The organism is uncultured Agitococcus sp., from assembly GCF_937920075.1.
Lineage (GTDB): Bacteria > Pseudomonadota > Gammaproteobacteria > Pseudomonadales > Moraxellaceae > Agitococcus.
Genome location: NZ_CALETI010000239.1, coordinates 1 through 16,548, shown reverse-complemented (window position 1 = coordinate 16,548; position 16,548 = coordinate 1). Strand labels below are relative to the sequence as shown.

Sequence of the window (16,548 nt, the reverse complement as noted above, 5' to 3'; positions counted from 1 at the left end):
AACCTCGACTGTAACTTCAATTAAACCTCGCTCATCACTTGAAACATTCGCGCTGACATTGCGAATACTTGTTTTTATTTCGGCAATCGCATTGGTAATTCCGGCTAACATTCCCGTCCGGTTTTCGGTAATTGCCAAAAGTTTAGCTGAATTATCCGCCAAAGCACGCGATAAAAAGTTAACACCCGCAGATATGCAAGGCGCAACGTTTAGCATTTCCTCTTTAGGTGGTATTGGTGGTACGGCTTTTACTCCTATTGTTAACTGGCCTGAAGTGGCTATTTTGGGGGTTTCTCGTTCGAGTCACAAACCAATTTGGGATGGTAAAAGTTTTAATCCACGTTTAATATTGCCACTTTCTTTATCTTACGACCATCGGGTAATTGATGGTGCTGATGCAGCCAGATTTACGACTTTATTAAGTCAAATATTGGCCGATATACGACGAGTTTTATTATGATAATAATAAAAAAATTAACAATACTTAGTGTTGTGGCCGCATTAGCTGCTTGCCAATCTATAGGGCTTAAACCGCAGCAAACTCTAAAAGCGACTATTAATAACAATCAAACAAGTTATGTGAGTAGTATTGCTCAAGATGGCACATCAGTTGTGGTTAAATTAGCTAATGGTCAGCAACGAGTTGTGACCTCAAACTTGCCCACTTATTCAGCAACTATTGGTAGGGTTAATGTGCAGCAAGGTGGACGGAGTTTTGCGATTGAGCCTACTCAGCCCACTGTCACAACAACAGGCAAAGTAACAGGTAGTGTATTTAAGCCCAATGCACCTGAGGGGGCACATTGGCAATTAGTCAAACTTAATGGCCAAACTGTTGATAGTCAAAAAAGCAAAAGACCTCCATATTTACGTATGGTGGGTGGACAAATGCACGGGCTAACTGGCTGTAATGTCATGAGCGGTATTTATCATCGTGATGATAAAAAAATGCAGTTCATGCGTGTACAAGGCACAACGTCTCAGTGTGACTATAAAGAGTTAGAGCGAAATTTTATTGGAGCATTACAGCGTTTACGTGTTTGGCAGGTGACACCTGATTATCATTTACAGTTTATGGATGAGAAAAATCAGGTGGTTGCGGAGTTTATAGCATTGTTTCCCTAAGAGCGTTGCCATAGCACTTCAGTACCGCCATGTTCACGCGCTAAGATACGTGCTGCGACAAATAAATAATCAGATAAACGATTTAGATATTGTAAGGGTAAAGGCGAAATTTGTTCTTGTTGGCTAAGACTAAACACACGGCGCTCAGCTCGACGACAAACGGTTCGAGCAACATGACAAATACTAGCCGCTTTACCGCCTGCAGGTAGAATAAAGTCTTTTAGTGGAGGCAAATCCTCATTTAAAGAGTCAATCGCTTGCTCTAAACGTGAGATCGCTTCTTCTTTTATTAAAATAAAATTGGGAATACATAACTCACCACCCAAATCAAATAATTCATGTTGGATTTTAGATAAAATAGTTTCCATGTGATGATTGGCTGTTAATTCTGCGCGTAATAAACCTATAAAACTATTGAGTTCATCCACAGTACCATAGGCTTCAACACGTAAACTATCTTTAGCCACACGGCTACCATCACCTAAACCTGTTGTGCCATCATCACCTGTTTTGGTATAAATTTTTGATAAACGATGTCCCATAACATATCTCTTGCATGTTTTTGGTAGGGGCAACCCTCGTGGTTGCCCAAATTTATGTTTATTTGAGGGTAGCCACAAGGGCTACCCCTACGAGTTTAAAATTTCACTTCGGCACTGATTGTAGCGGTAAATGGCGTAGCTAGGTAACGTGTTGTTGCACCTGAATAAGCAAAACTATAGGTTTTGTCGGTGATATTTTCGAGCGACACACGTAACTTAGTGCTTGGTACAACTTGCCAATAAGCATTGACATTAGCGACAGCATAGCCAGCTAAACGACGTGGTGTGTTACTGCCAAATAATGGCGCATCTAACGCATGACTTTTAGCCAATACTTCGCTTGAAATACCCCATTTTTCTTGGTTGTAGCCTGTAGTAAAGCTTAAGCTACGACGCGGACGACGTAATAAATCTTGTTTAGTCATATCATCTTGGGCATGATTATAACCACCGTTCAAACCAAACATTAAACCATCTTGTTGCCAGTTAACACCAAGCTCTATACCTTTAATAGATGCTTTATCAACATTAATATTTTGGCAAGGAAAACCACCCACACAACTAATTAAATTATCAATATCATATTGATAAAAAGCGGTATTTAACTTGAATTGACCAATTGTGTGTTTGCTACCTACTTCTACAGAGGTAGACTCTTCGGGTTTTAAATTAACATTACCACCATATCCATATAAATCGTTTAAATCAGGTGCTTTAAATGCTGTCCCATAATTGGCATAAATACGGTGTTGATTATTGAGGCTATAGCCTAAAGCTAAAGTACCTGTTTGATGTGTGCCAAAGGAATCATAGTCTTCATGACGAAGTGAAAGTTGGGTGCTAATTTGGCTAAATTGTGATTGTTGTTGTAGATAAACAGCTAAGTTATCTTGCTCTTTATCGTATTTAGTACCAAAACCGTTGTCATATTGTGCTTCAGTATTGGTTTGGGTGATGCCTGCTACCAAAGTGATTTCTGAGGAAAGTGCAAAGGTATTTTGCCAATCGGCTTGTTGTTGCTTGGTATGTGCCAAAGAACTACTTTGATTTTGGTCAATATGATCTTTTAGTTGGCTTAAACGAATTTGACTATTCAGTGTGTCGTTAATTTTACCCTGTGCATGAAGACTAATTAATTGGTTTTCAAAGTCTTGAGTGACAAAACCAAAATTGTGATATTCAGTAGTGCCTTTGTTTTGTCGGGCAGTGACCGAAATTTGACTAAAGCCTAAATCATAATTAGCTTTTAAATTAACGCCGTGATTTTTATAGCCATATTCGCGTGTGCTTTTTTCAATAATGTCAAAACCATTAGTATAAAATGCATTTGCATTAATTAACGCAGACAAAGCATTTTGTTTAAAGGTTTGATTAAAACCTCCTTTAACCAATTTATGACTACCTGCACTAATAGTGGCTTGGCTAGAGGTTTTATTAGGTGTTTTAGTAATAATATTAATCACACCACCAATTGCTTCAGAGCCATATAAACTCGACATTCCACCTTTAACAACTTCCACTCGTTCAATATCATCTAATGTGAGATTTTGAATGTTGGCTTGACTGCTAGTGGCTGAGTTAATTCTTATGCCATCAATTAGCACTAAGGTATGGTTACTTTCTGTGCCACGAATAAAAGTGGACGTTTGGCCACCAAAACCGCCTAAACGAGCAATATCAATACCTGTAGTAAATCTTAATATTTCACCCAAATCTTGAGAGGGGTGCTGAGCTAACTGTTCTTGAGTAATCACCTGAACAGAGGCTAAAGAATCATCAACAGATTGTGTGGTACGAGTTGCAGTGACGACGGTTGTTGGCAACGTAGCCTCAGCAGCAAAAACAAAAGACGAGCAGGCAGCGATACTCGCTGCTAAAAATGAACGAGAAAACATAAATAACTCCGACTGTTTGGTTCCCCGCAAACAGCGAAAAAATGAAAAGAAAACGCCACTTATCCAAAAAAAGAGCGTTATATTGGCAAATATGGTCGGTCTCCGGACTCCTATGCCGACTGTCTAAGACAGTCGTTTATTTAGCCTTCCCATTTAAAAACAGTGGCATATAAAATAAACAAACATAGTTACCGTTGCGGGGGCAGCACTGGATTTGCACCAGTTTCCCATTTGTAACATGATAGGGTTTACGCATTTCGTTGAAATTAGCGCGTTTTATGAACATAAGGGCATTAAAAATGCCTGAAATATGAATAAATAAGCGATAACCGCGTAAGTCCTAAAAAGTCAAACCGTACTTAAACGGACACCATAAAGCAGGGCGGATATTAGGTAAGATGTGTGAGAGATGCAAGACAAAGGTTGGACAAACTAAATTTAATTTTTAGTTTGTCCGAATAGCACAATTTTGACTGGAGGTTTTAGCGTTTAAAACTTCATATTTAACTGTGCGCCAATTAAATGAGCAACACCCTTATAATCTGCGCTATATGTTACACCACTATTGCCTGCGCCTTTCACGCGATCAATGTGAGCTGTTTTCTCTTTTAAAAACATGTAGGCCGCATCAATAGACATTTTATCATTGAATGGATAACTTAATCCTAAACTTAATACGGTTCTATCTTCACTAGGCACACGTACACTGCGATGCTCGTCAGTAACTGGTGTATTATCGACACCTAAACCTGCACGATAAGTGACGCCATGACCACTTTTCCAGTCTGCACCAACACTATATGCCCATGAGTCTTCCCAATGTAACTCCTCTGTAATAGTGGCAAAATTAGATGGTGCATTTTGATTTTTAATGATTAAGTTTTCTAAAACACTCCATTGAGTTAAGCCAATACTTGCATGAATATTAGTATCACTATTGAGCTGATGGCTAATAGATACCTCTATGGTTGCTGGGGTAGAAATATCTAAACTTGCATCATAGTTTAAATATGCGCCATTGACTGGAAAGTTAAAAACTTTTGTTGTTCCTTCTAAACTATATTCGGTTTCGCTTCGGTAATTAAAACCAACACGAGTCTGTTCATCGAGTTTCCATAATAAGCCTAAGTTGTAGCCAAAACTTATATCATCACCCATGACTTCAAGACTAGGATTGCTAGGGATTGGAGCTACCGCAGCCGATAATAGGCCTTCAATTTTGCTAGCACTTAAACCTAAACCAACAGAAAAGTTGTCATTAATTTTGTAAGCAATCGTTGGCTGAATAGCAATAACTTTGACTTTGCTTTTATCACCAAAAAAACGACCTTGGAAGGAGCTTTCATAATTAGTTGATAAACCAAATGGTGCGTAATTGCCCACACCAACAGTTAAATTATCATTCATTTGGTGACTAATAAAACCCGAACCAACCCAAGTAGGTGGAATCATATCGCCATTATTTGTTCCTGCATGTGATGCTTTAACATTTTCAATGTCAGCGGGTGCATAAATAAAAGTAGCATTGCCACTCATTTGTGTACCACTTAGCTGTGTTAAACCAGCAGGATTGGAAAATAATGTTGTTGGATCGGCAGCTGTTGAAGCCCGACCAGCTTGAGTCATACCCATACTTTTTATACTTTGCTCATTTAAGGCAAAGCCAGCAGACCATGCTTGGGTGCTTAATAAACTAATCGCAATAGCTAAATAACGTGGATAAAGTTTAATAGATTAGAGTTCCTCTGTTGTTATTATTAAATCGGCTGTTAACAAACAGCCGAAGTCTCTTTGATAAGATAGCGTAAAAGCTTGTTTTTGCTGTTGTTTGATTGTTAATAAAATTTATTAACCTGTATTTTTTTACGCAACCATATAAATAGTATTAACGCAGGCAAAATAGAGACAGTCGAAAAAACAAAAAATCCTACATAACCTATGCTTGTCACCATAAAGCCTGATAGTCCACCAATTAATTTACCAGGTAAAGTCACTAAAGAGCTAAATAAAGCATATTGGGTGGCGGTATAGTGTTGATTAACTAAAGATGATAACCATGCAACAGCGGCTGTTCCCAAAAATCCACCAGCAAAGTTTTCACCACCAATCACTAAGACAAAAATATTAATATTGGCAGGAAATAAACTCAATAAAATAAACAATAAGTTACTTAATGCACCGACGATCATGCCCACAAATAAAGTGCGTTCAATCCCAAATCGAACCACACTTGCACCACCAATAAATGCCCCCGCAATACCTACCCATACGCCAAATAATTTGGAAACTGCACCAATCTGAGTTTTGGTAAAGCCACTATCTAAATAAAAGGGAATAGCCATCACGCCTAACATTTGGTCGGCTATTTTAAATAAGCCCATAAATAGTAATAGGCCAACTCCTAAAGCACCTTTATATCGAACAAAAAAGTCTTTAAAAGGGCCAATTACACCATCAGTCATCATTTCGCCAAAAGAGTTAAAGGTACTTTGTTGACGTTGTGGTTCTTTGGCTAAATAAGTGGCAAGCATCATAAATATGACTAAACCTGCCATCAATTGGTAAATTAATGGCCACGAGACATGGTCAGCTAACATCAAAGCTAACGCTCCTGAAGCAAGTAAGGCAAAACGATAACCTAGCGTATAAGTGGCGGCTAATGCCCCCTGTATTTCGGCAGGTGCAATTTCAATACGGTAAGCATCGACAACAATGTCTTGAGTTGCGCCTGCAAATGCGGCTAAAAAAACAAATAAGACGAACAATGTTAAGGCATGAGGACTAATAACTGACATCGCCAATAAGCTAGTACATAACATAATTTGTGCCAGTAATAGCCAACTACGCCGTTGACCTAGTTTATGCAAAATAGGTAATTTTGCTTGATCTACAAAGGGTGACCATAAAAATTTTAGTGAATAAGTTAAAGACGCATAACTAATTAAGCCAATCATCTCTAAAGAAACTTGGCTATCTTTTAACCACGCAGATAATGTGCCTCCGACCAATAAAAAGGGTAAACCAGAGGTAAAGCCAAAAAAGAACATAATCAATGCCGCAGGTTGGGCAAAGGCTTCCTTGAGGGTATAGGTTCGAGTTGTAGGATTAGTCATGATGGTTGAAGTTAAATTTTATGAATGATGGGCAGAGAGTAATGCAAAACAATAACAGATGGCAAAGATCGCTTTATGATAATCTTGAAAAAGATCAAGTTTGGGTGAAGTTATGGCAAATAGCGAATTGCAACAATTATTGTTACAAAGTTATCAAGGGGTGTTAAGTACCCATTCTCAACATTTGCAAGGCTATCCTTTTGGCTCTGTTGTGCCATTTTGTTTAGACTATCAAGGGCGAGTCATTATTTTAATTTCTGAGTTGGCTCAACATACTAAAAATTTAAAAGTTGATAAACGTTGTTCTTTGTTGGTGTTTGCTGAGGGGGATGATATTCAAGCAGCAGCAAGGTTAACCATTATTGCTGATGCTACGCCTGTTGCTCAACATGAGGTAGAGACAATCGCTCAGCGTTATTATCGTTATTTCCCTCAATCAAAAGATTTCCACAACATTCACGATTTTAGTTTTTGGGTCTTACAACCCGTCAAATACCGTTATATTGGTGGCTTTGGCAAAATTCATTGGGCAGAACCGCAAACTTTGGCGAATCCTTTTCATGCAGAAACAGAGACTGATATAGTTGAACACATGAATCAAGACCATGCCGATGCTTTACCGTTATATGCTAAACTAGCCAATATTGTTGCAAATAATGTCACTATATCAATGACGGGTATTGATAGTTTGGGCTTTCATTTACGCATTGGCGAAAAAATTATTTATATTAGCTTCCCACAAGCAGTCAATAGTCCACAGCAAGTACGACAAACATTAGTTGAGTTATTAAAAATAGCGCGTCAAACAGGAAATTAAACATGGCTTTATTATTAGTAATTGGTTTTTTAATCGCCGATATCGTTTTGAGTATTTGGGTCGGTAAACAAGTGGGTGGTTGGATGCTGCTATTATGGTTTGTGATGGCTTTTATTGTCGGTCGTCAAATTATGAAAGGTGCAAGCAAAGAGTTAACTCCCCAATTACAACAAGCACAAATGGGTGGGGCAGTTGATCCCAATGCCAATTTTCTTGCTGCAATTTGTCAGGCATTAGCTGGCTTTTTATTGATTTTGCCCAGCGTACTCACTGATTTAATGGCGGTACTGTTATTGTTACCACCTGTGCAAAAAGCATTACAAGGTAAAATGCAACAAGCTTTCGCAGCGCGTGGTGCAAATTTAATGATGATGGGTGGTTTTGGTCGAGCAGGCCAGTCACCATTTGGACAACAATCGCCCTTTGGTAATAATCCCTTTGCGAAAGGTGATGTCTTTGATGGTGAGGCAACTGAAGTTAAAGCTAAACCAACACCAGCCGTAAGTAATATGCGTGTGACTACAGCAACTCAAAAACCTATACAAACTTCAACAGAAGTGAAGGGTGGCATGAAAGTCACTACTCGTTTAGATAAAAATAACTGACTGTTTTTTGAGCGGATAAGGTCTATCTGCTCTTATTTTTATTTTTTCCCCTTGAAGCTGGTAAAGCTGTCCCCATTTTTCCACAGTCTCACTGCTGTAAGCAGTGAGTTTTTAATCAAACGATATATGTAACGCATTCAGGAGCGCGAACAATGAAAATTCGTCCTTTACATGACCGTGTGGTAATTCGCCGCGAAGAGCAAGAAACCAAAACCGCAGGCGGTATCGTATTGCCGGGTTCTGCTGCTGAAAAACCTTCTCAAGGTGAAGTGATTGCAGTGGGTAATGGCCAAATTACTGAATCTGGCGAAGTTCGTCCTTTAGATGTCAAAGTGGGCGACAAAGTATTATTTGGTCAATATTCTGGTAGCACTGTTAAAGTTGACGGTGAAGAATTATTGATTATGAAAGAATCAGAAATTTTAGGCGTATTAGAAGCCTAATTCTTGGATTGTTAATATTAAGTATTTTGAGGTTAGTCAAAAATGGCTGCTAAAGACGTAAAATTCGGTGACTCCGCTCGTCAAAAAATGATTAATGGCGTAAACATTTTAGCTGATGCTGTTAAAGTAACTTTGGGCCCAAAAGGCCGTAACGTCGTCATCGACAAAGCTTTTGGCGCACCACACATCACTAAAGATGGTGTCTCTGTTGCTAAAGAAATCGAATTAAAAGACAAGTTCGAAAACATGGGCGCACAGTTAGTTAAAGAAGTTGCTTCTAAAACTGCTGATGTGGCTGGTGACGGTACAACAACTGCTACTGTATTAGCTCAAGCTATTTTAAATGAAGGTTTAAAAGCCGTTGCTGCTGGCATGAATCCAATGGATTTAAAACGCGGTATCGACAAAGCTGTTCGTGCTGCTGTTGCTGAAATCAAAGCGATTGCAACACCTTGTGCCGATAGCAAAGCGGTTGCTCAAGTTGGTTCTATTTCTGCTAACTCTGACACAACTATTGGTGATTTGATTGCTCAAGCCATGGATAAAGTGGGCAAAGAAGGCGTTATCACTGTTGAAGAAGGTTCTGGTTTTGAAGATACCTTAGAAGTCGTTGAAGGTATGCAGTTTGACCGTGGTTACATCAGCCCATACTTCATCAACAAACAAGATTCAATGACTGCCGAATTAGACAGTCCATTCATTTTATTGGTTGACAAAAAAATCTCTAATATCCGTGAATTGATTCCTGTATTAGAAGGCGTTGCTAAGTCTAGCAAGCCCTTATTGTTAATTGCTGAAGATGTAGAAGGCGAAGCCTTAGCAACATTAGTTGTTAACAGCATGCGTGGTATTGTTAAAGTGTGTGCGGTGAAAGCACCGGGTTTTGGCGACCGTCGTAAAGCTATGTTACAAGACATCGCTATCTTAACTGGCGGTCAAGTGATTGCCGAAGAAGTGGGTTTGAGCTTAGAAAAAGCCACCTTACAAGACTGTGGTCGTGCCAAGAAAGTCATCGTTTCTAAAGAAAACACCACGATTATTGATGGTGAGGGCCGTGCCGAAGAAATCGCTGCACGTGTACAAACTATTCGTATTCAAATCGAAGAGGCCACTTCTGACTACGATAAAGAGAAGTTACAAGAGCGTGTGGCTAAACTCGCTGGTGGTGTAGCTGTGATCAAAGTCGGTGCTGCCACTGAAATCGAAATGAAAGAGAAGAAAGACCGTGTTGACGACGCTTTACATGCAACACGTGCAGCGGTAGAAGAAGGCGTAGTTGCTGGTGGTGGTGTGGCTTTAGTGCGCGCTGTACAAGCAATTAAAGATTTAAATGGTGATAATCCTGACCAAAACGCAGGTATCAACATTTTACGTCGCGCAATGGAAGCTCCATTACGTCAAATCGTTTCTAATGCTGGCGAAGAAGCCTCAGTGATTGTTAACAAAGTTAAAGAAGGCACAGGTAACTATGGTTACAATGCCGCTTCTGGTGAGTTTGCTGACATGATCGCCATGGGTATCTTAGATCCAGCTAAAGTAACACGTTCTGCCTTAGAAAATGCAGCGTCTGTTGCTGGCTTGATGTTAACAACTGAATGTATGATTACCGATGCTCCAGATGACAAACCAGCTGCTGCTGGTATGCCAGACGGCGGCATGGGTGGCATGGGCGGTATGATGTAAGCTCTCGCTCTTGCGAATCCTAAAAAACCCACTTTTTAGTGGGTTTTTTATTTGGCAAGCCATTTTGTCGGAAAAATAAGCGGTTTGGTAGATTTTTTGAGGGCTTTATATTACAATTGTGCAAATTAATGTAAATGTGTAGGACGATAATCACACTTTACATACTCTAGCCCATCAGCGAGTAAAAATAACAAGACGGGGTTTTTCATGCGTATATTGTCTTTATTATTGTTAGTTGCAACTTCTGCAACAGCTTCCGTGCGTGCAACCGCAGATACTTGTGGTGATTTAGCGGCTAAATTCTCTGATGAGGATAAGCGCGAAATGATGAGTGTGGGTGAAATGGATGATTTACGCCTTTGTGTAGGGGAATGGATGCGCGATCAAGTATTACAAAGAAATAGTCCTACCAACAAAGAGTTAAGTGAAGCGGCTTCACATTTGCCTACAGCACAAATGATTCAAAAATAAGCATTATTAGTTTTTTACTGAAAGATTAGCGCGTTAAATACGCGCTTTTTGCGTTTAAAACGGCTATGATTTAACGCAATCTAATTAATTAAAAAAGTATTGGGTGTTAACAATGAGCAAAGATAAATTAGTAATATTTGATACCACCATGCGTGATGGCGAACAAAGCCCAGGTGCATCAATGACTTTAGAAGAAAAAGTGCGGATTGGTAAAGCCTTAGAGCGTATGAAAGTGGATGTTATTGAAGCAGGTTTTGCCATTGCTAGTCATGGTGATTTTTTGGCAGTTAAAGCCGTTGCTGAAGCGGTAAAAGATTCGCGTATTTGTTCGTTGGCGCGTGCTCGTGCTGAAGATATTGACCGTGCTGCTGAAGCCTTAAAAAATGCTAATGCTGCACGTATTCATACTTTTATTGCCACCAGTCCAATTCATATGAAATACAAATTGCGTTTAGAGCCAGATGCCGTGGTTGAAAACGCAGTACGCGCGATTAAACATGCACGTAATTGGGTCGAAGATGTCGAGTTTTCTTGTGAAGATGCAGGACGTTCGGAATTAGATTTTTTATGTCGAATTATTGAAGCGGCGATTGATGCAGGTGCGCGTACTATTAATATTCCTGATACTGTCGGTTATGCGATTCCTCAGCAATTTGGTGAGCTGATTCATAACATTATTACTCGTGTCCCTAATGCTGACAAAGCGATTTTTTCGGTACATTGCCATAATGACTTAGGTTTAGCAGTATCAAATTCTTTGGCTGCGGTGTTAAACGGTGCGCGTCAAGTGGAGTGTACCATTAACGGTTTGGGTGAGCGTGCAGGCAATGCTGCTTTAGAAGAAGTGGTGATGGCCATTCGTACCCGTAGTGATTTATTTCCTGTCGAAACAGGTATTTATACCCCTGAAATTGTGCCAACTTCACGTTTAGTGTCTGGTATTACAGGTTTTCCTGTACAGCCTAATAAAGCGATTGTGGGGGCAAATGCGTTTGCCCATGAGTCGGGGATTCACCAAGATGGTGTGTTAAAACACCGTGAAACTTACGAAATTATGCGTGCCGAAGATGTGGGTTGGAATGCCAATCGGATGGTTTTAGGTAAACATTCTGGTCGTGCCGCTTTTAAAGCACGCTTGGAGCAATTAGGCATTGATGCAGGCACTGACAATTCCTTTAATAGCTTGTTTATGCGTTTTAAAGAATTGGCTGACAAAAAACATGATATCTTTGATGAAGATTTGCATGCTTTAGTCAGTGATAGCCAAAACGAAGTGGCTGAAACTTACAAACTCAACAGTTTAGAAGTCACTTCTAAAACAGGCACCAAACCTGAAGCAAAATTAACGTTGGTGGTCAATGGTCAAGAAAAGCAAGTGACAGCGATTGGCTCTGGCCCTGTTGATGCGACCTTTAGGGCGATTGAGGCAGTCGCAGACTCTGGTACAACATTAGAGTTGTATTCGGTGAATGCGATTACCAGTGGCACAGACTCTCAAGGTGAGGTGACGGTGCGTCTGAATCAAGCTGGCCGTATTATTAATGGTCATGGTGCAGATACAGACATTGTCATTGCCAGTGCCAAAGCCTATTTAGATGCGCTTAACTTGATGGTGGCTAATGTCGCACGCGCCCATCCTCAAGAAGAAGATAATATTTAATTTATGAGCAATATTGCCGTTGAAGGCCGCCGCCAAGCTTATTTGGCGGCATTAGGCATTCCAGTTTGGACAGTCAGAGCCGAAAGCCAACTTGCCGATGTGAGTGATCCTGTTGCTTTTGTGCCGTATTATTTAGAGCAACTGATTGACGAGCAATCAATCAGTTATCAGCCGCATAAAGAACAAGCAGTCACTGTTGTTGAGCAAGAGCTGCCCAAACCAATCGTTAAGCAACCCGTTCACAGCTTTGAAGAGCCACCTTTAGAAAGTTATTTAAATGATCCTGAATATCAACGTGCAGAGGATTTTGATGACTTTGTTCGTGCGCGTACAGCATTAACTGAAGAGCTTAAACCAACACCGACCGAACAAACGGAGTTACAGCAACGAGTTGCCGTTAACGATACACAACCCATTACTTTTCGGTTTGCTGTGTATGGTTGTGGTGCTTGGCAACTGATTGTGCCGCGTTCACAATTATTAAGTCCCAGTGAAATGACTTTGTTGGCGAATATTCAACGAGTGATGCAGAGTGAAAATGCACCACCTTTATTGTTTGTTTGGCCAATGGTGCATAACTACGCCTTGCCACGCCATCGTCAGGCCGCGCAAGAAGCTTTAGCTTTTTTCTTTCGTAATCAAGCCTTAAGTGATAAGGGGTATATTGTTTTAACCGATCACGAGCAAGATTTAGTGGATTTATTACGTGCCAGCACTGACAAAACGGTTATTCAGCAAGCTAGTTTAAGTTTTTTATTACAGCAACCTCTACAGAAAAAAGCCTTATGGTTAGCCCTCAATCAATAACCTTACGCATCATGCACACAGACGATTTAGCTGCTGTGTGTGCTATCGAAAAACAAGTTCAATACGCCCCTTGGTCAGAAAAATTATTTGCTGAAGGGCTAGAGCGTCATCGTTGTATAGTAGCAATTAATCAACAACAGCAAATCGTTGGTTTCTCAATTGTTCAATTTATTGTCGATGAAGCGCATCTGTTAAATATTGCTGTTGAACCGACACAGCAAAAGCAGGGCATAGGTAAAGTTTTATTAGATGATGTATTAGTTAATAGTCAGCAAAAAAAAGCCAGCACTATTTTTTTAGAAGTGCGAGAAAGTAATCAGCGAGCTATACAACTGTATCAAGCAGCAGGTTTTAATGAAATTGGCCTAAGAAAAAATTATTACCCAACTGCGCATGGTAAAGAAAATGCAGTAATTATGGCATTGATGATTTTTTAAAAGGTTTTTTAGAAGTTTCTTATATAACAATGATGTCCCCTCTCCTTGTAGGAGAGGGTTAGGGTGAGGTCTAGATTAACTTTTTAATTGCTCCGCTAAAATTTTAACTGCCTCATCGACATCAATCACAGGTAATTTGCCGATTTTACGTTTTGCAATCGCCATTTCGACTGCTTTGCGTAAGCCGTTTTTTTCGACTGAAAAACCAAACATACGACTGTTACCTTGTTTATCTTTCCAACAGCCATTTAAGTAGGGATAGGAGACAGAACTATCACTATATTGACGCCATTGAATATGAATACCCAAAACACCAGAGGTATTACGCTTGCCTAAGCCTTGACTAGGTAAGCGCTCTCGACTGTTTTTGATACCCAAGGCATCTAATAGTTCTTTTTCGGCTAGCTTAGCTAGTTTTAGAGAAGCTCTTTTGCCACCGTGTTTTTTAATTGAAAAGTAACGTGTTTTCCCCTTCACACGTACTTGATAGCCATGCTCACCAGTTTTTTGATTGATGATTTCTTGAATAGCCATAATGATTGCTCCTGAGATTAATCAGGCAATCCATGCTGATTTAGTGGTTGTTAATTTAAAGGTTGAAGTGTTGTATAAGAGACTGAAAAACAGTCATAGAATAATAATAACGTGAAAATCTTAACATTTTATTAGCATTTTTGCTAAAGTATTGTGTATAAGATTAATAATATTGCCGCTTCATAGAAACTGTTGACATTTTTATCAGCAATACAGTTCATCTATCAACGTTAATAGCACTTAATGTTAATCAGAGAGTTAATATGTTAAGCAATTTGTTTTTTACCTTAAAAAAATATCAAGTACCTGTTTCAATTAGAGAATATTTGGATTTATTAACGGCATTAAATGAACATTTAGTTTTTGCAGATAGTGAAGAGTTTTACCGTTTAGCACGTATTTGTTTGGTCAAAGATGAAAAGCATTTTGACAAATTTGACCGCGCTTTTAAGCACTTTTTTGATGGTTTAGATACACTAGCTAATCCTTTAGCTAATGCGGCTATTCCAGAAGATTGGTTGCGTAAAGAAATAGAAAAAAATCTAAGCCCTGAAGAATTAGCTCAAATTGAGAAAATGGGTTCGTTAGAAAAACTAATGGAAGAGTTTGAAAAGCGTTTACAAGAGCAGCACAAGCGTCATCAAGGTGGTAATAGGATGGTGGGTACAGGGGGTACGTCACCCTATGGTGCTTATGGTGCCAACCCAGAAGGTGTTCGTTTGGCAGGGCCTTCCCGTAATAAAACCGCTGTAAAAGTATGGGAAAAAAGGGAGTTTAAAAATTTAGACGACTCTTTAGAGTTAGGTACACGTAATTTACAAGTTGCTTTAAGACGACTACGCCGTTTTGCTAGACAAGGTGCTGAAGAAGAGTTGGATATTAACGATACGATTAAGTCCACTGCCCATAAAGGTGGATTATTAGATATTAAGTTAGTACCAGAACGGAAGAATCGAGTCAAAGTGTTGATTTTCTTTGATGTAGGCGGATCAATGGATCCTTACGTTGAGGTTTGTGAGGCATTATTCTCGGCAGCACGTAGCGAATTTAAGCATTTACATTATTTTTATTTTCATAATTTTATTTATGAAAGTGTTTGGCAAGATAATAATCGCCGTTGGTCGGAGCGTTTGCCCCTTTGGGATATTATTCATAAATATGGGCCTGATTATCGTGTAATTTTTGTGGGTGATGCGTCGATGTCACCTTATGAAGTGTTGTCTGTTGGCGGTTCAGTAGAACATTTTAATGAAGAGGCTGGGGCTGTGTGGATGCAACGATTAACACAGCATTTTCAAAAAGTTGTGTGGCTAAATCCTGAGTCAGAAAGAGCGTGGCAGCATACACAGTCAATTAGTCACATTAAAAAGTTATTAGATGAGCGTATGTATCCATTAACCTTAGAGGGTTTAGAGGCCGCGAGTCGATATTTGAGCAAATAAAATTTGCCAGCCCCTAGATGCTGTTGGCGTTTGGCGTGTGAGCTGCAATCAAAACGTCAGCAGACCTTAAAGATAATAAAGAAACAAGGAGAATAGAGTGAGCAGTAATTTTAGTTGGTTTTTGCGTTTTGTAATTTATATCCCGTTAACGGTAGCTATTCTTTTTATGGTTTCATATAGTTACTTGACTTCTCGTTTTGATAAGAACTTTAGTGAATGCTTACAAAAAGTTCCTTTAAATCAACAAAATGTATCCGCTCGAGAAATGACCAGTTTTGTGGGCTGTTTAAAAAGCAAAGGTAATTTTTTTATTAGTCGGATGATGCGAGAAGAGCGACTATATCAATATACACAACCGAAGATGCAGTGTGAATTAGTCGGTAAGTGGTATGTTTCCGATGGTTATCAAGAATATTGGTTAACTATTCAATCTGACTCTCGGTTTTTTACTGAACCATTACGTAATGCAAAAGTACAAAATGAAACGATTTTGAATAAAGGTATTTGGAGTTCTGCCGATAAACAAACAGCAATCCAATTTTTTGATGGTGAATATTTTTGGCCAATACATGAGTATAAAATGAATTGGTTAAGTGATAGACATTTTGCATTAGTTAATATTTTAGAAGATAAGCAGATTTATTTTTATCGTAATTCGTCTCTAGATCAAGTATGTAGCAATTCAAAAAATATAACAAAATCCAACTAAACGCTTGAAGTTAATCGCTTCACCCCCATGTTGAGGAACACTTGATAATTTTTTATTAAAGGAGTCCTCAACATGACTGATACTGTACAAAAAGAAACCTTAGGCTTTCAGACCGAAGTCTCCAAACTGTTACATCTCATGATTCATTCTTTATATAGTAATCCTGAGATTTTCTTGCGTGAACTCATTTCTAATGCGTCTGATGCCGCCGATAAATTACGTTTTGAAGCCTTAACCCATGCCGATTGGTTAAGTGAAGACCCCG

At 39.3% G+C, this 16,548-nt stretch carries 17 protein-coding genes, 2 pseudogenes and 1 riboswitch; of the genes and pseudogenes, 13 read left to right on the top strand and 6 right to left on the bottom strand.

All coding sequences use genetic code 11. The annotated features are described in order from the left end of the window. Positions 1-111 (bottom strand): hypothetical protein (locus Q0212_RS16805; RefSeq protein ID WP_367175777.1); only part of this gene is annotated, 111 nt, incomplete at its 3' end. 1 nt (position 112) lies between these two features. Here Q0212_RS16805 and Q0212_RS08435 point away from each other — a divergent pair. Both Q0212_RS08435 and Q0212_RS08430 read left to right on the top strand, forming a co-directional pair. Then, positions 113-460: pseudogene (locus Q0212_RS08435) on the top strand (2-oxo acid dehydrogenase subunit E2); the annotation flags it as partial. Then, positions 457-1,125: an META domain-containing protein gene (locus Q0212_RS08430; RefSeq protein ID WP_297924473.1), complete on the top strand. Its 669-nt coding sequence runs from the start codon at positions 457-459 to the stop codon at positions 1,123-1,125. The pseudogene Q0212_RS08435 and the gene Q0212_RS08430, both read left to right, overlap by 4 nt. Here the strand turns inward: Q0212_RS08430 and Q0212_RS08425 are convergent. From Q0212_RS08425 to Q0212_RS08410, 4 genes are all read right to left on the bottom strand, one after another. Continuing rightward, a complete protein-coding gene (locus Q0212_RS08425; RefSeq protein WP_297924472.1) occupies positions 1,122-1,667 on the bottom strand; it encodes a cob(I)yrinic acid a,c-diamide adenosyltransferase in 546 nt (181 codons plus the stop codon). The two genes, Q0212_RS08430 and Q0212_RS08425, sit on opposite strands and share 4 nt — an antisense overlap. A 95-nt stretch (positions 1,668-1,762) precedes the next feature. Continuing rightward, on the bottom strand, positions 1,763-3,562 hold the full coding sequence (locus tag Q0212_RS08420) for a TonB-dependent receptor (protein ID WP_297924470.1): 1,800 nt from the start codon (positions 3,560-3,562) through the stop codon (positions 1,763-1,765). A 75-nt stretch (positions 3,563-3,637) separates the two neighbouring features. After that, a riboswitch (cobalamin riboswitch) is annotated at positions 3,638-3,834 on the bottom strand. A 217-nt stretch (positions 3,835-4,051) separates the two neighbouring features. Continuing rightward, positions 4,052-5,260 carry an OmpP1/FadL family transporter gene (locus Q0212_RS08415; RefSeq protein ID WP_297924477.1) on the bottom strand — a complete coding sequence of 403 codons (1,209 nt, stop codon included), beginning with the start codon at positions 5,258-5,260 and terminating at the stop codon, positions 4,052-4,054. 137 nt (positions 5,261-5,397) lie between these two features. Then, entirely contained in the window at positions 5,398-6,675 is a 1,278-nt protein-coding gene (locus Q0212_RS08410; RefSeq protein ID WP_297924468.1) for an MFS transporter, read from the bottom strand. Between the two features lie 112 nt (positions 6,676-6,787). Here Q0212_RS08410 and Q0212_RS08405 point away from each other — a divergent pair, with 112 nt between their 5' ends. The 8 genes from Q0212_RS08405 (at position 6,788) to rimI (ending at position 13,598) form a co-directional block, all read left to right on the top strand. Next, positions 6,788-7,492, top strand: a complete 705-nt coding sequence (locus Q0212_RS08405; RefSeq protein WP_297924466.1) for a DUF2470 domain-containing protein — start codon at positions 6,788-6,790, stop codon at positions 7,490-7,492. Positions 7,493-7,494: 2 nt separating this feature from the next. Next, positions 7,495-8,097 carry an FxsA family protein gene (locus Q0212_RS08400; RefSeq protein WP_297924464.1) on the top strand — a complete coding sequence of 201 codons (603 nt, stop codon included), beginning with the start codon at positions 7,495-7,497 and terminating at the stop codon, positions 8,095-8,097. Between the two features lie 152 nt (positions 8,098-8,249). After that, complete coding sequence (locus tag Q0212_RS08395; RefSeq protein ID WP_107864468.1) at positions 8,250-8,540, top strand: co-chaperone GroES; 291 nt, start codon at positions 8,250-8,252, stop codon at positions 8,538-8,540. Between the two features lie 42 nt (positions 8,541-8,582). Further along, positions 8,583-10,223: a chaperonin GroEL gene (gene groL / locus Q0212_RS08390; RefSeq protein ID WP_297924461.1), complete on the top strand. Its 1,641-nt coding sequence runs from the start codon at positions 8,583-8,585 to the stop codon at positions 10,221-10,223. A 207-nt stretch (positions 10,224-10,430) separates the two neighbouring features. After that, positions 10,431-10,694, top strand: a complete 264-nt coding sequence (locus tag Q0212_RS08385) for a hypothetical protein (protein ID WP_297924459.1) — start codon at positions 10,431-10,433, stop codon at positions 10,692-10,694. A 112-nt stretch (positions 10,695-10,806) separates the two neighbouring features. Then, complete coding sequence (locus Q0212_RS08380; RefSeq protein WP_297924457.1) at positions 10,807-12,354, top strand: 2-isopropylmalate synthase; 1,548 nt, start codon at positions 10,807-10,809, stop codon at positions 12,352-12,354. A gap of 3 nt (positions 12,355-12,357) precedes the next feature. Then, positions 12,358-13,161 carry a hypothetical protein gene (locus Q0212_RS08375; protein WP_297924455.1) on the top strand — a complete coding sequence of 268 codons (804 nt, stop codon included), beginning with the start codon at positions 12,358-12,360 and terminating at the stop codon, positions 13,159-13,161. Continuing rightward, positions 13,140-13,598: a ribosomal protein S18-alanine N-acetyltransferase gene (gene rimI, locus Q0212_RS08370; protein WP_297924452.1), complete on the top strand. Its 459-nt coding sequence runs from the start codon at positions 13,140-13,142 to the stop codon at positions 13,596-13,598. The genes Q0212_RS08375 and rimI overlap by 22 nt, the downstream gene beginning before the upstream one ends. A 75-nt stretch (positions 13,599-13,673) precedes the next feature. Here rimI and Q0212_RS08365 read toward each other — a convergent pair whose 3' ends face one another. Beyond that, positions 13,674-14,132, bottom strand: a complete 459-nt coding sequence (locus tag Q0212_RS08365; RefSeq protein ID WP_297924450.1) for a hypothetical protein — start codon at positions 14,130-14,132, stop codon at positions 13,674-13,676. Between the two features lie 263 nt (positions 14,133-14,395). On the opposite strand from Q0212_RS08365, the gene Q0212_RS08360 reads away from it, so the two are divergent. The 3 genes and pseudogenes from Q0212_RS08360 to Q0212_RS08350 form a co-directional block, all read left to right on the top strand. Beyond that, positions 14,396-15,574: a VWA domain-containing protein gene (locus tag Q0212_RS08360; protein ID WP_297924448.1), complete on the top strand. Its 1,179-nt coding sequence runs from the start codon at positions 14,396-14,398 to the stop codon at positions 15,572-15,574. A gap of 97 nt (positions 15,575-15,671) precedes the next feature. Next, positions 15,672-16,283: a hypothetical protein gene (locus tag Q0212_RS08355; protein WP_297924446.1), complete on the top strand. Its 612-nt coding sequence runs from the start codon at positions 15,672-15,674 to the stop codon at positions 16,281-16,283. A 72-nt stretch (positions 16,284-16,355) separates the two neighbouring features. Further along, a pseudogene (locus Q0212_RS08350) lies at positions 16,356-16,548 on the top strand (molecular chaperone HtpG); the annotation flags it as partial.

Coding starts and splice junctions, on each gene's coding strand:
- Q0212_RS08400 (WP_297924464.1), top strand. CDS start 7,495: ATGGCTTTATTATTAGTAATTGGTTTTTTAATCGCCGATATCGTTTTG.
- Q0212_RS08395 (WP_107864468.1), top strand. CDS start 8,250: ATGAAAATTCGTCCTTTACATGACCGTGTGGTAATTCGCCGCGAAGAG.
- Q0212_RS08425 (WP_297924472.1), bottom strand. CDS start 1,667: ATGGGACATCGTTTATCAAAAATTTATACCAAAACAGGTGATGATGGC.
- Q0212_RS08430 (WP_297924473.1), top strand. CDS start 457: ATGATAATAATAAAAAAATTAACAATACTTAGTGTTGTGGCCGCATTA.
- Q0212_RS08360 (WP_297924448.1), top strand. CDS start 14,396: ATGTTAAGCAATTTGTTTTTTACCTTAAAAAAATATCAAGTACCTGTT.
- Q0212_RS08420 (WP_297924470.1), bottom strand. CDS start 3,562: ATGTTTTCTCGTTCATTTTTAGCAGCGAGTATCGCTGCCTGCTCGTCT.
- rimI (WP_297924452.1), top strand. CDS start 13,140: ATGGTTAGCCCTCAATCAATAACCTTACGCATCATGCACACAGACGAT.
- Q0212_RS08385 (WP_297924459.1), top strand. CDS start 10,431: ATGCGTATATTGTCTTTATTATTGTTAGTTGCAACTTCTGCAACAGCT.
- Q0212_RS08405 (WP_297924466.1), top strand. CDS start 6,788: ATGGCAAATAGCGAATTGCAACAATTATTGTTACAAAGTTATCAAGGG.
- Q0212_RS08365 (WP_297924450.1), bottom strand. CDS start 14,132: ATGGCTATTCAAGAAATCATCAATCAAAAAACTGGTGAGCATGGCTAT.
- Q0212_RS08375 (WP_297924455.1), top strand. CDS start 12,358: ATGAGCAATATTGCCGTTGAAGGCCGCCGCCAAGCTTATTTGGCGGCA.
- groL (WP_297924461.1), top strand. CDS start 8,583: ATGGCTGCTAAAGACGTAAAATTCGGTGACTCCGCTCGTCAAAAAATG.
- Q0212_RS08380 (WP_297924457.1), top strand. CDS start 10,807: ATGAGCAAAGATAAATTAGTAATATTTGATACCACCATGCGTGATGGC.
- Q0212_RS08410 (WP_297924468.1), bottom strand. CDS start 6,675: ATGACTAATCCTACAACTCGAACCTATACCCTCAAGGAAGCCTTTGCC.